This is a genomic window from Actinomadura nitritigenes (genome assembly GCF_017573545.1).
GTDB classification, from domain to species: domain Bacteria; phylum Actinomycetota; class Actinomycetes; order Streptosporangiales; family Streptosporangiaceae; genus Spirillospora; species Spirillospora nitritigenes.
The window spans coordinates 44795-57297 of sequence record NZ_JAGEOK010000026.1 but is presented as its reverse complement, the minus strand read 5'-3'; the positions used below and the strand labels follow the sequence as shown (position 1 = coordinate 57297).

11 protein-coding genes are annotated in these 12503 nt (G+C 72.2%); all 11 read left to right on the top strand.

Features of this window, described 5'->3' with window-relative positions; genetic code table 11:
* Window positions 1-28 precede the first annotated feature (28 nt).
* The 11 genes from pdxT to J4557_RS33800 all read left to right on the top strand — a co-directional run bounded on the left by pdxT (window position 29) and on the right by J4557_RS33800 (window position 12447).
* Window positions 29-652, top strand: coding sequence for a pyridoxal 5'-phosphate synthase glutaminase subunit PdxT (gene pdxT, locus J4557_RS33850; protein ID WP_208270848.1), 624 nt, complete (start codon window positions 29-31; stop codon window positions 650-652).
* Window positions 653-656: 4 nt separating this feature from the next.
* The gene (locus J4557_RS33845) at window positions 657-1412 is read left to right on the top strand and encodes a YebC/PmpR family DNA-binding transcriptional regulator (protein ID WP_208270847.1); all 756 of its coding nucleotides are present in this window, start codon (window positions 657-659) and stop codon (window positions 1410-1412) included.
* 96 nt (window positions 1413-1508) lie between these two features.
* Window positions 1509-2663: a GNAT family N-acetyltransferase gene (locus J4557_RS33840; protein WP_208270846.1), complete on the top strand. Its 1155-nt coding sequence runs from the start codon at window positions 1509-1511 to the stop codon at window positions 2661-2663.
* An 81-nt stretch (window positions 2664-2744) separates the two neighbouring features.
* Window positions 2745-3380, top strand: coding sequence for a crossover junction endodeoxyribonuclease RuvC (gene ruvC, locus J4557_RS33835; RefSeq protein ID WP_208270845.1), 636 nt, complete (start codon window positions 2745-2747; stop codon window positions 3378-3380).
* Window positions 3377-3982: a Holliday junction branch migration protein RuvA gene (ruvA, locus tag J4557_RS33830; RefSeq protein WP_208270844.1), complete on the top strand. Its 606-nt coding sequence runs from the start codon at window positions 3377-3379 to the stop codon at window positions 3980-3982. The genes ruvC and ruvA overlap by 4 nt, the downstream gene beginning before the upstream one ends.
* Window positions 3983-4097: 115 nt before the next feature.
* Entirely contained in the window at window positions 4098-5165 is a 1068-nt protein-coding gene (gene ruvB, locus J4557_RS33825; protein ID WP_208270843.1) for a Holliday junction branch migration DNA helicase RuvB, read from the top strand.
* 178 nt (window positions 5166-5343) lie between these two features.
* Entirely contained in the window at window positions 5344-5853 is a 510-nt protein-coding gene (gene yajC / locus J4557_RS33820; protein WP_208270842.1) for a preprotein translocase subunit YajC, read from the top strand.
* A 42-nt stretch (window positions 5854-5895) separates the two neighbouring features.
* Window positions 5896-7701, top strand: a complete 1806-nt coding sequence (gene secD / locus J4557_RS33815; protein ID WP_208270841.1) for a protein translocase subunit SecD — start codon at window positions 5896-5898, stop codon at window positions 7699-7701.
* Window positions 7702-7704: 3 nt separating this feature from the next.
* A complete protein-coding gene (gene secF, locus J4557_RS33810) occupies window positions 7705-8877 on the top strand; it encodes a protein translocase subunit SecF (protein WP_208270840.1) in 1173 nt (390 codons plus the stop codon).
* 105 nt (window positions 8878-8982) lie between these two features.
* The gene (locus tag J4557_RS33805; RefSeq protein ID WP_208270839.1) at window positions 8983-9507 is read left to right on the top strand and encodes an adenine phosphoribosyltransferase; all 525 of its coding nucleotides are present in this window, start codon (window positions 8983-8985) and stop codon (window positions 9505-9507) included.
* Window positions 9508-10272: 765 nt separating this feature from the next.
* Window positions 10273-12447: a RelA/SpoT family protein gene (locus tag J4557_RS33800; protein ID WP_208270940.1), complete on the top strand. Its 2175-nt coding sequence runs from the start codon at window positions 10273-10275 to the stop codon at window positions 12445-12447.
* The last annotated feature ends 56 nt before the right edge of the window (window positions 12448-12503 follow it).

Here is a 12503-nt window from a genome sequence, read left to right as displayed (position 1 = left end):
CCGCGCGACCCCTGAGAGGTTCACCCACGTGACTGCTGCCGTACCGACGATCGGCGTCCTCGCCCTCCAGGGCGACGTGCGCGAGCACGCCCGCGCCCTCGAGCAGGCCGGCGCCCGCACCCTGAACGTGCGGCGCGCCGAGGAGCTCGACCGGATCGACGGGCTCGTCCTGCCCGGCGGGGAGTCCACCACCATGTGGCGGCTGGCGCGCGCGTTCGAGCTGCTGGAGCCGCTGCGCAAGCGCGTCGAGGCGGGCCTGCCCGCCTACGGCTCCTGCGCCGGCATGATCATGCTGGCGGACCGGATCAGGGACGGCGTGGCGGGCCAGGAGACGGTCGGCGGCATCGACATGACCGTGCGGCGCAACGCCTTCGGACGGCAGGTCGACTCCTTCGAGTCCGACGTCCCGCTGACCGGTATGGGGGACACGCCGTACCACGCCGTTTTCATCCGCGCGCCCTGGGTGGAGTCCGTCGGCGACGCCGTCGAGGTCCTCGGACGCGCCGAGAGCGGGCCGAACGCCGGTAGGATCGTCGCCGTCCGCCAGGGTCGTCTCATGGCGACCTCCTTCCACCCGGAGCTGACGGGCGACTTCCGCGTGCACCACTACTTCGCCGATCTGGTGCGCCGGGCGATGCGCAAGGAGGATTGACTGAATGTCCGGCCATTCCAAATGGGCGACGACCAAGCACAAGAAGGCGGCCCTCGACGCCAAGCGGGGCAAGCTCTTCGCCAAGCTGATCAAGAACATCGAGGTGGCGGCCCGCACGGGCGGCGGCGATCCCGACGCCAACCCCACCCTCTATGACGCCATCTACAAGGCGAAGAAGAACTCCGTCCCCAACGACAACATCGAGCGCGCGCGCAAGCGCGGCGCCGGTGAGGAGGCCGGGGGCGCCGACTGGCAGAACATCACCTACGAGGGCTACGCCCCCGGCGGTGTCGCCGTGCTGATCGAGTGCCTGACCGACAACCGCAACCGCGCCGCCTCCGAGGTCCGGGTGGCCCTCACCCGCAACGGCGGCTCCCTCGCCGACCCCGGCTCGGTGTCCTACATGTTCAACCGCAAGGGCGTCGTGATCGTCCCGAAGGCGGGCACCAGCGAGGACGACCTGATGATGGCCGTCCTGGACGCGGGTGCCGAGGAGGTCGGCGAGCTCGACGACGAGAACTTCGAGGTCGTGAGCGAGGCCGGCGACCTCGTCGCGGTCCGCAAGGCCCTGCAGGACGCCGGCATCGACTACGAGTCGGCCGAGAGCAAGTTCCTGCCGAGCGTGACCGTCCCGCTGGACGAGGACAACGCCAGGAAGGTCTTCCGGCTGCTGGACGCCCTGGAGGACTCCGACGACGTCCAGGACGTCTACGCCAACTTCGACGTCACGGACGAAGTGATGGAGAAGATCGACGCCTGAGCCGCGCCGCATGCCGCGAACGCCGCCGCCGCCCGGAAGGGCGCGGCGGCGTTCGGCTTCCCGGGCGGTCCGCGCGATGGTCTACGGTCGGGGATCATGGAGATCCGCGTGCTCACCGCCGCCGAGGAGATGGCCGCCACCCGCGACATCCGCGCCCGCGCCTTCGGGCGGCTGTCGGACGCCGAATGGGAGGCCACGCTGCGCCGCACCGCGCCGGTGCTGGCGGCGGGGCGGCAGTTCGCGGGCTTCGACGGCGACCGGATCGTGGCGACGGGCCGCATCCATGACATGACCCAGTGGTGGCACGGCCGGGCCGTCTCCACGGGCGGCATCGGCGGGATCACGGTCGCGCCGGAGGAGCGCGGGCGCGGCCTCGGACGCCGCCTGATGACCGAGATCCTCGAACGCTGCGCGGGTTTCGGGCACGCCCTGGCGATGCTCTACCCGGCGACGACGCGGATCTACCGGTCGCTCGGCTGGGAGCACGCCGGCGCCCAGCACACGATCGAGCTCCCGGCGGAGGCGCTGCGCGGCATCGCCGCCGACCGGGTGCCGGTGCGCCGCGCCGGGCCCGGCGACGCGGCCGAGGTCGCGGCGGTGATCGGCCGCGTCCACGCGTCCGCCGGGGACTGCGGGCCGATCGGCTGGGACGAGTCCATGTGGCCGGCGTTCCTCGACACCCCCGACGAGTACTGCTACCTGGCCGAGGACGGGTTCCTCGCCTACCGCTGGGCCGAGGGGAACGCGGCGCTGGAGGTGGTCCGGGCCGTGGCCGCCTCAGAGCGGACGCTGCGCGCGCTCTGGGCCATCGTCGGCTCCGGCTCCTCGACGGCCCCCACGGTGAAGGCCTGCGTCTCGCCCATGGACCCGGTCCTCTGGCTGCCGGGCGAGCGCGAGAAGGAGACCGTCCGGCGCAGCCAGTGGATGCTGCGGGTGGTGGACGCGCCCGCCGCGATCGAGGCGCGCGGGTACCCGGAGGGCGTCGCCGCCGCGGTCCCGCTGGAGATCGACGACCCGCAGCGGCCGGGGAACTCCGGCCACTGGCGCCTGGAGATCAAGGACGGCGCGGGGCGTCTGGAGCGCTCCAGCGAGGACGCCGCCGCCGTCCGCCTGGACGTGCGGGGCCTGTCCGCCCTCTACGCCGGCGTGCCGGTGACGACCCTGCGCCGCGCCGGCCTGCTCGGCGGCGGGGACGCGGGAGCGCTCTCCGCCGCGTTCGCGGCCACGCCGTTCTCCCTCGACTACTTCTGACGGGACACGCCCGCCGCAGGTGAACGATGTCATCCCGACTTGGTAGCGTGTTCGGCCGAACAGATGATCGAAGGAGCGGCCGTGCGGGTGATGGGGGTGGACCCCGGGCTCACCCGGTGCGGGGTCGGGGTCGTCGAGGGCGCGCCCGGCAAGCGGCTGCACCTGGTGCACGTGACGGTGGTGCGGACCGGCGCCGACGAGGACCACGCGCTGCGCCTCCTCGGCGTCGAGCGGGGGATCGAGGCGCTGATGGACGAGCTGCGCCCCGACGCCGTCGCCGTCGAGCGGGTGTTCTCCCAGCACAACGTCCGCACCGTGATGGGCACCGCGCAGGCCGCCGGGATCGCGATGCTGGCCGCCGCCCGCCGCGGCCTGCCGGTCGCGCTGCACACCCCGAGCGAGGCCAAGGCCGCCGTCACCGGCAACGGCCGCGCCGACAAGGCGCAGGTGACCGCGATGGTGACCCGCCTGCTGCACCTCGACACGGCGCCGAAGCCCGCGGACGCGGCCGACGCGCTCGCCCTCGCGATCTGCCACGTGTGGCGCGGGAGCGCGCAGCGGCGGCTCGCGCACGAGCGCGTCTCGCGGATCGAGGAGCTGGCGCGGGCCGAGCGCGAGCGGCTGGCCGCCCGGAACGGCACCGCCCCTTCGGGCGGCCCCCCGGCCCCCCGGGGCTCCCGCCCGAAGGACCCGAGCAGAGGAGGAAGTGCCCAGTGATCGCCTTCGTCAGCGGCCAGGTGGCCGCCGCCGGGCCGGACGGCGCGGTGATCGACGTGCACGGCGTCGGCCTGGCCGTGCAGTGCACGCCCGCCACCCTCGCCGGGCTGCGGGTCGGCGACCAGGCGAAGGTGCCGACCTCGCTGGTCGTCCGGGAGGACTCGCTGACCCTGTTCGGGTTCGCCGACGACGACGAGCGGACGGTCTTCGAGCTGCTGCAGACCGCCAGCGGCGTCGGCCCCCGCCTCGCGCTGGCGATGCTCGCCGTGCACACCCCGAACGCGCTGCGGCGCGCCGTCGCCGCGGAGGACCTGACCGCGCTGACCAAGGTGCCCGGGATCGGAAAGAAGGGCGCCCAGCGGATCGTCCTGGAGCTGAAGGACCGCCTCGGCGGCCCGGTCGGCGACGGCGCCGCGGAGGTGCGGGCGCCCGCCGCGTCCGAGGCGTGGCGCACGCAGGTCCAGATGGGCCTGATCAACCTCGGCTGGTCCGCCAAGGACGCCGACGCGGCCGTCGACGCCGTCGCCGCCGACCTCGACGGCGCCGAGGCGCCCCCGGTCGCGGCGCTGCTGAAGTCCGCCCTCAAGAAGCTCGCCAAGTGATGCGCGCGAACGGCCGCGTCGTCGCTGGACTGAGGAGCGCAGGGAGCTTGCGACCGGAGCGACGAGGGAAGCGGCGGCGTGGAAGGGCCGTTCGCCGCCGAGCGGAGGCGAGGCAATGAGCGGCGAGGCGGACCGGCTGGTCTCGGCGGACGCGGACGGCGCCGAGGAGCAGGTCATCGAGGCGGCGCTGCGGCCGAAGAGGCTCGACGACTTCGTCGGGCAGGAGCGGGTCCGCGAGCAGCTGTCGCTGGTGCTGCACGGGGCGCTGCGGCGCGGCCGCACGCCCGACCACGTGCTGCTGTCCGGCGGCCCGGGGCTCGGCAAGACGACCCTCGCCATGATCATCGCGGCGGAGCTGGGGCAGCCGCTGCGGATCTCCTCGGGGCCCGCGATCGAGCGCGCCGGGGACCTGGCGGCGGTGCTGTCCACCCTCGCCGAGGGCGAGGTGCTGTTCCTGGACGAGATCCACCGGCTGGCGCGGCCCGCCGAGGAGATGCTCTACATGGCGATGGAGGACTTCCGGGTCGACGTCGTCGTGGGCAAGGGGCCGGGCGCGACCGCGATCCCGCTGGACATCGCACCGTTCACGCTGGTCGGCGCGACGACCCGGGCGGGGATGCTGCCGGGGCCCCTGCGCGACCGGTTCGGGTTCGTCGCGCACATGGACTTCTACGAGCCCGCCGAGCTGGAGGTGATCGTCCGGCGGTCGGCGCGGCTGCTGGACGTGGAGATCACCGACGACGGTGCCGCCGAGGTCGCCGGGAGGTCGCGCGGGACGCCCCGGATCGCCAACCGGCTGCTGCGCCGCGTCCGCGACTACGCCGAGGTCCGCGCGGACGGCGTGATCACGCGGGAGCTGGCCGAGGCCGCCCTCCGACTCTACGAGGTGGACGAGCGTGGTCTGGACAGGCTCGACCGCGCCGTCCTGGGGTCCCTGTTGCGCAAGTTCGGTGGGGGGCCGGTGGGGCTGTCGACGCTCGCGGTGTCGGTGGGGGAGGAGCCCGAGACGGTCGAGGTCGTCGCCGAGCCGTTCCTCGTCCGGCAGGGCCTGCTGGCCAGGACGCCCCGCGGGCGCATCGCGACGCCCGCCGCGTGGGCGCATCTCGGCGTCGCGCAGCCGCCCTCGTCGCCGATGGCCGGTACGCTGTTCGAGGTGGACGACGACGCCGATCGGCCCGAATAGTGATCATGTTGTAACGGGATGGGAACTTCCCGGCGTCGCGGATCGTCACGTCGTTGCCGGGGTCTCGCGTACTCTCTAGACTCCGGGACTTGGTTCCACCGTCTCCAGCCCTCGTTCCCCATGGGGTGGCCGATCCGGTCACAGGCTGGGCAAACCACATCGGAAGGATGCCCCAGTAATGGGCAGCGACATGATTTTGGCGGCTTCGTCCGGCGGCAGCGGGGGCTTCAACCTGCTGCTGCTCCTCGCCGTCCCCGTGGTCTTCTACTTCCTGCTCATCCGGCCGCAGAGCAAGCGGCGCAAGGAGCAGATGCAGATGCAGAGCGCCACGGAACCGGGAGCCCGGGTGCTGACGACCAGCGGCATCCGCGCCACCGTGGTCTCCGTCGACGACGACGGTCTCCTGCTGGAGATCGCGCCGGGCGTCGAGGTCCACTTCGTCAAGCAGGCCGTCATGCAGGTCCTCAAGGACGACGAGCCGGAGGAGCTGGACGACGAGGCCGACGACGACGAGCTCGAGGCGGACGAGGACGCCGAGCGCGTCGACCTGTCCAAGGACGAGCCGTCCGAGGTCGACCTGTCCAAGGACGCCGCCCGCGTCGAGGAGGCTGACCTCGACGACGAGGACGAGGCCGAGGAGTCCAAGCCCAAGGCGAAGGCTCAGGCCGGGGAGAAGCCCTCGGCCTGACACGCCTCCGGCAACGACTCAAGGACGGGAAGAAAACGACCAGTGGCCTCGCCTAGCAACGTTCCCAAGCCCGGGCGCACGCTCTTCGCGCTCTTCGCGGTCATCGCGATCCTGGCCGGCGTCGCGCTCCTGCAGGGGCAGACCAAGCCGAAACTCGGCCTGGACCTGGCGGGCGGGACGACCGTCACGCTCACCGCCAAGACGGAGAAGGGCAAGAACCCGCCGGCGGACCTGATGGACCAGGCCGTCAAGATCATGACGCAGCGGGTCAACGGTCTGGGCGTGTCCGACGCCGAGGTCGCCAAGCAGGGCAGCAACAACATCGTGGTGAACGTGCCCGGCGAGGGGCAGGGCCGCGTCGTGGGGCTGATCGGCACGACCGCGAAGCTCCAGTTCCGGCAGGTGTTCGCCTACGCGGACGGCAAGCCCACGGCGGGCGGGGCCGCGCCCTCCCCGTCCGCGAGCCCGTCCGGCACGGCGAACCCGTCCGGCAAGCCGACCGCGAAGCCGTCGGGGTCGGCGTCGCCGTCCGCGTCCGCCACGCCGCGCAAGCGCGCGGTGTCGGACGCGCTGGCGGCGCCGACGCCGAACCCGTCCGGCTCGGGCTCGCCGTCTCCCACGGCGTCCCCGTCGGCATCGGCGTCGCCGTCGTCGCCGCTGGTGTCGCCGGCGCCGTCCACCGGCGCCCAGACCTACCCGGGCGTCACCGACAAGGCGGTCATCCAGCAGTTCGAGTCGCTGGACTGCTACAACGGCGACCGCCACGCCCCGGGCGCGAACGACCCGAACCGCAAGTTCGTCGCGGCGTGCGCGCAGAAGGTCGAGAACGGCCAGGCCGGCAAGTACATCCTCGGCCCGGTCCGGGTGCTCGGCGAGAACGTCAAGAGCGCGACCGCGATGCCGCCGAACTCCCAGCAGGGCCAGGCGAGCTGGTCGGTGGCGCTGAAGTTCGACGGCAAGGGCGCCCGCCAGTTCGGCGACGTCACCACCGACGCGTCCAAGGCCTACCAGAGCGACTCGTCCTCGCCGCAGGCGCAGGTCGCGATCGTCCTGGACGGCCAGGTCGTGTCCGCGCCGCAGATCAACCAGGGCGCGATCACCGGCGGCAGCGCCAGCATCGACGGCCCCGCCGACAGCTTCACCCAGCAGTACGCGACCGACCTCGCCAACGTGCTGAAGTACGGGGCCCTGCCGCTGGAGTTCAAGCAGAGCTCCATCGACGAGGTGTCGTCCACGCTGGGCTCCGACCAGCTGACCGGCGGCCTGATCGCCGGCGCGATCGGCCTCGGCCTGGTCGTCCTCTACTGCCTGCTGTACTACCGGGGCCTCGGCCTCGTCGCGGTGTCCAGCCTGATCGTCGCGTCCGTGATCACCTATGAGGCGGTGGTGATCCTCGGCGAGGGGATGGGCTTCCGGCTCTCGCTGCCGCACATCATCGGCCTGATCGTGTCGATCGGCATCACCGCCGACTCGTTCATCGTCTACTTCGAGCGGCTGCGGGACGAGCTGAGAGCGGGCCGCAGGCTGCGCTCCTCGGTGGAGAACGCCTGGAAGCGAGCGCGGCGCACCATCCTCGTCGCCGACGCCGTGACGTTCCTGGCCGCCGTGGTGCTGTACTTCCTCGCGGTCGGCGGCGTCGCCGGGTTCGCGTTCGCGATGGGCCTGACCACGCTGATCGACATCGTGGTGGTGTTCTTCTTCACCAAGCCGATGGTGGCCCTGCTGTCGCGGACGAACTTCTTCGGCCGCGGGCATCCGATGTCCGGGCTGGACCCCAAGCGGCTGCGCCGCGACCCGCAGGACGCCGGCGGCGTCACCACCGCCCGCAAGACGAGCCAGGAGGCCTGAGCCATGGGGCTGCGCGCGGTCATCTCCCGGATCTACCGCGGTGAGATCAGCGCCGACATCGTCGGCAAGCCGAAGATCTGGTACTCGCTGTCCGGGGCGCTGCTGATCCTGTCGATCGCCGGGCTGCTGATCCAGGGCCTCAACTTCGGCGTGGAGTTCAAGGGCGGCTCGGTCTTCACCTTCCAGGCGCCGAGATCCTCGATCGAGCAGGTGCGCGGCGCCGCGACCGACGGCGGCGCGCACGACCCGATCGTGCAGAAGGCCGGCGAGGACTGGCGGATCACCACCCAGACCCTGTCCTCGGACCAGGTCACCCAGGTCAAGGCGACCATCACCAAGGAGCTGAACGTCCCCGCCAGCAAGGTCAGCACCCAGGTGGTCGGCGCCTCGTGGGGCGGGGAGATCCAGAAGAAGGCGTGGCAGGCGCTCGTCGTCTTCATGATCCTGATCATCGGCTACCTGTCGGTGGCGTTCGAGTGGCGGATGGCGGTCGCCGCCGTGGTCGCCCTCGTGCACGACCTGATCATCACGGCGGGCGTGTACGCCTGGTCCGGGTTCGAGGTCACGCCCGCGACGCTGCTGGGGTTCCTGACGATCCTCGGGTACTCGCTGTACGACGCGGTGGTCGTCTTCGACATGATCAAGGAGGTCACCAAGCCGCTGAGCCCGACCTCCAGGACGACCTACAGCGAGGCGGCGAACCAGGCGCTGAGCAGCACCCTGGTCCGGTCGCTGAACACCTCGCTGGTCGCGATCCTGCCGGTCGGCGCGATCCTGTTCATCGGCACCACGCTGTTCGGCGCGGGCACGCTGAAGGACCTGTCGCTCGCGCTGTTCGTCGGCATGATCATCGGTACGTACTCCTCGCTGTGCGTGGCGACGCCTCTGCTGGTGCAGCTCAAGGAGCGCGAGCCGAAGTACAAGCAGATCCGCGCCAACATCGCCCGCCGCGAGCAGAGCGCCAAGCGGCAGGCCAGGAGCGCGAAGGTCAAGGCCGCGACCGGGGCGTCCGGCGACGCGCCGCCGGACGACGGTCCGGACGGCGGCGACCCGGACGACGACGAACCGGCCTCCGAGGACCTGCCGTCCGGTGTGACGGTCCGGAAGGTCGTGCAGACGGGGCAGCGGCAGCAGCCGCGCCGCGGCAGCCGCCAGCAGCGCCGCGGCGGCAAGTAGAGCAGGACGCGCCGTGCCCGCGCCGGTCACCCATCGTGGTGACGGGCGCGGGCACGGCGCGGTCATGAGCGGCATCACGTGGGATTCGTCACAGGGAGTGAAACGGTGGACCTCGGCAAGCTGATCCAGGAGCGGATCCGCGACGTGGACGACTACCCGAAGCCGGGCGTGCTGTTCAAGGACATCACCCCGCTGCTGGCCGACCACGTCGCGTTCGCCGGGGTCGTCGACACGATCGTCAACCACCACGGCCGCGGCACCGTCGACAAGATCGTCGGGATCGAGGCGCGCGGGTTCATCCTCGCCGCGCCGGTCGCCTACCACTTCGGCGCCGGCTTCGTCCCGGTGCGCAAAAAGGGGAAGCTGCCGTCGCGGACGCACGAGGAGACCTATGATCTCGAGTACGGGACGGAGACGATCGAGATCCACGTCGACGCCTTCGAGCCCGGCGACCGGGTGCTGATCGTCGACGACGTGCTGGCCACCGGCGGGACGGCCCGGGCCGCCGCCGAGCTGGTCCGCCGCGGCGGCGGCGAGGTCGTCGGCCTGTCGGTGCTGCTGGAGCTGACGTTCCTGCACGGACGCGACAAGCTGGGGAATCTGGACGTCCACTCATTGGTTACGGTCTAGGACGAAATGCCCGGCGGATACACTGGCCACCAGGATCCGCCGGAGACGGGCGCGTGCCGCCGGCGCGGAGACGGCGCCCGCGAGGGCTGAGGAGGCTGGGTGCGCGGTGAGGTGGTATCGACCGGAGCGGTGACCGACGCCGCCGCGGACGCCGCGGACGAGGCCCGCCGGGAGCGGGACGCCGCGGAGCCCGCCGAGCGGACCGGTGCGCCCGCCGCCGGCCTGCGGCGCGCCCCCGACGAGCCCGCCGCCCGCCCGCCCGCCGACGGCCAGGAGCCCTCCACCGCCCAGGAGCCCTCCGCAGCCCAGGAGTCTTCCGCAGCCCAGGAGCCCTCTGACGCCGGCTCGCCGCCCGCCCAGACCTCCGCCGCCCAGACCTCCGCCGCCCAGACCTCCGCCGCCCAGACCTCCGCCGCCGGACCGGCGCCCGCCGCCGAGCCCGGCGCCGCGTCGCCGCCCGGACCGTCCGCGGCGAAACCGTCCGCACCGAAACAGGCGGCGACGAGACCGTCCGCCGCGAAACCGTCCTCGCCGCGAACGGCCGCGGGCAAGCCGCGGGCCACGGCGTCCCCCGCCGACGGAGCCGCCGACGCGGCGGCCGCGGCGGCCCGTCCCGTCCAAGGGCCGGCGACGCCGCCGGCGCCCGCCGCTCCGGGAGCCACGCCCTCCGATGTCCAGTCCAGGCCGACGCCGGCCGCGATCCCACCGTCCGCCGCCCGGGTCCGCCGCAGGCTCGCCAGGCTGGGCGCCCAGCGGGGTCCCGCTATGAACCCGGTACTCGAACCGCTCATCAAGACCGTCCGCAACACCCACCCCAAAGCGGACCTGCGGATGATCGAGCGCGCCTACGACGTCGCCGCGCACTACCACCGCGACCAGAAGCGCAAGAGCGGCGACCCCTACATCACCCACCCGCTCGCCGTCGCGACCATCCTCGCCGAGCTCGGCATGAACACCGAGACGCTGTGCGCCGCGCTGCTGCACGACACCGTCGAGGACACCGAGTACACCCTCGACGAGCTGCGCACCGACTTCGGCGACGAGATCGCCGCGCTCGTCGACGGCGTCACCAAGCTCGACAAGGTCAAGTACGGCGAGGCCGCCGAGGCCGAGACCGTCCGCAAGATGGTCGTCGCGATGTCCCGCGACATCCGCGTCCTGGTGATCAAGCTCGGCGACCGGCTGCACAACATGCGGACGCTGCGCTACATGCCGCGGCACAAGCAGGAGAAGAAGGCCCGCGAGACCCTCGAGGTGTTCGCGCCCCTCGCGCACCGCCTCGGGATGAACACGCTGAAGTGGGAGCTGGAGGACCTCGCGTTCGCCACGATGTACCCCAAGCGGTTCGACGAGATCGCCCGGCTGGTGTCCGAGCGCGCCCCGCGCCGCGACGTCTACCTGCAGGAAGTGATCGAGAACGTCTCCACCGACCTGCGCGAGGCCCGGATCAAGGCCACCGTGACCGGCCGGCCGAAGCACTACTACTCGATCTACCAGAAGATGATCGCCCGCGACGTCAGCTTCGACGACATCTACGACCTGGTCGGCATCCGGGTCCTCGTCGACAGCGTCCGCGACTGCTACGCCGCCCTCGGCTCGATCCACGCGCGATGGAACCCGGTCCCCGGCCGGTTCAAGGACTACATCGCGATGCCGAAGTTCAACATGTACCAGTCGCTGCACACCACGGTGATCGGCCCCGAGGGCAAGCCCGTGGAGCTGCAGATCCGCACCTGGGGCATGCACCGGCGCGCGGAGTACGGCGTCGCCGCGCACTGGAAGTACAAGGAGGAGACCGTCGGCGGCCGCAAGGCCGGCGACATGCAGTGGCTCCGCCAGCTCCTCGACTGGCAGAAGGAGACCGCCGACCCGGCCGAGTTCCTGGAGTCGCTCCGCTTCGACCTGTCGGTCTCCGAGGTGTTCGTGTTCACCCCGAAGGGCGACGTCATCGCGCTGCCGCAGGGCGCGACCCCCGTCGACTTCGCGTACGCGATCCACACCGAGGTCGGGCACCGATGTATCGGCGCCCGCGTCAACGGCCGCCTCGTCCCCCTCGAATCGACCCTCGACAACGGCGACACCGTCGAGGTCTTCACCTCCAAGTCGCCGGACGCGGGCCCGAGCCGCGACTGGCTCGGCTTCGTCAAGAGCGCCCGCGCCCGCAACAAGATCAAGCACTGGTTCTCCAAGGAGCGCCGCGACACCGCGATCGAGTCCGGCAAGGACTCCATCGCCCGCGCGATGCGCAAGCAGAACATGCCGCTGCAGCGGATGATGTCGGGGGAGGCCCTGCTCGCCCTCGCCCGCGACATGCGCTACACCGACGTGTCGTCGCTGTACGCGGCGGTCGGCGAGGGCCACGTGTCCGCGCAGACCGTCGTCCAGCGCCTCGTCGACGCCCTCGGCGGCGTCGAGAGCGCCGAGGAGGACCTCGCCGAGATCGCGCTGCCGACCCGCCGCAAGCGGGGACGTCCCGCGGGCGACCCCGGCGTCGTCGTCGCCGACGACCCCGACGTGTGGGTCCGGCTGTCGCGCTGCTGCACCCCCGTCCCCGGCGACGACATCGTCGGCTTCGTCACCCGCGGCCACGGCGTCTCCGTCCACCGGGCCGACTGCGCCAACGTCGCCAGCCTGAAGTCCCAGCCCGACCGGCTGATCGACGTCAAGTGGTCCCCGGGCGAGGACTCGGTCTTCCTCGTCGCGATCCAGGTCGAGGCCCTCGACCGTCCCCGCCTGCTGTCGGACGTGACGCGCGTCCTGTCCGACCAGCACGTCAACATCCTGTCGGCGTCGGTCACCACCACCCGCGACCGCGTCGCCGTCTCCCGGTTCACCTTCGAGATGGGCGACCCGAAGCACCTCGGCCACGTCCTCAAGGCCGTCCGCTCCATCGACGGCGTCTACGACGTCTACCGCGTCACGAGCGGCGCCACCCGCTAGAGAACGCCGGAGGGCGGCCACCGCGGGATCGCGGCGGCCGCCCTCCGGCGTTCGCG

Bases quoted from the DNA above. Each gene is read 5' to 3' on its own strand.
- J4557_RS33840 (WP_208270846.1), top strand. From the start codon at position 1,509: ATGGAGATCCGCGTGCTCACCGCCGCCGAGGAGATGGCCGCCACCCGC.
- J4557_RS33800 (WP_208270940.1), top strand. From the start codon at position 10,273: ATGAACCCGGTACTCGAACCGCTCATCAAGACCGTCCGCAACACCCAC.
- secF (WP_208270840.1), top strand. From the start codon at position 7,705: ATGGGGCTGCGCGCGGTCATCTCCCGGATCTACCGCGGTGAGATCAGC.
- ruvB (WP_208270843.1), top strand. From the start codon at position 4,098: ATGAGCGGCGAGGCGGACCGGCTGGTCTCGGCGGACGCGGACGGCGCC.
- yajC (WP_208270842.1), top strand. From the start codon at position 5,344: ATGGGCAGCGACATGATTTTGGCGGCTTCGTCCGGCGGCAGCGGGGGC.
- J4557_RS33845 (WP_208270847.1), top strand. From the start codon at position 657: ATGTCCGGCCATTCCAAATGGGCGACGACCAAGCACAAGAAGGCGGCC.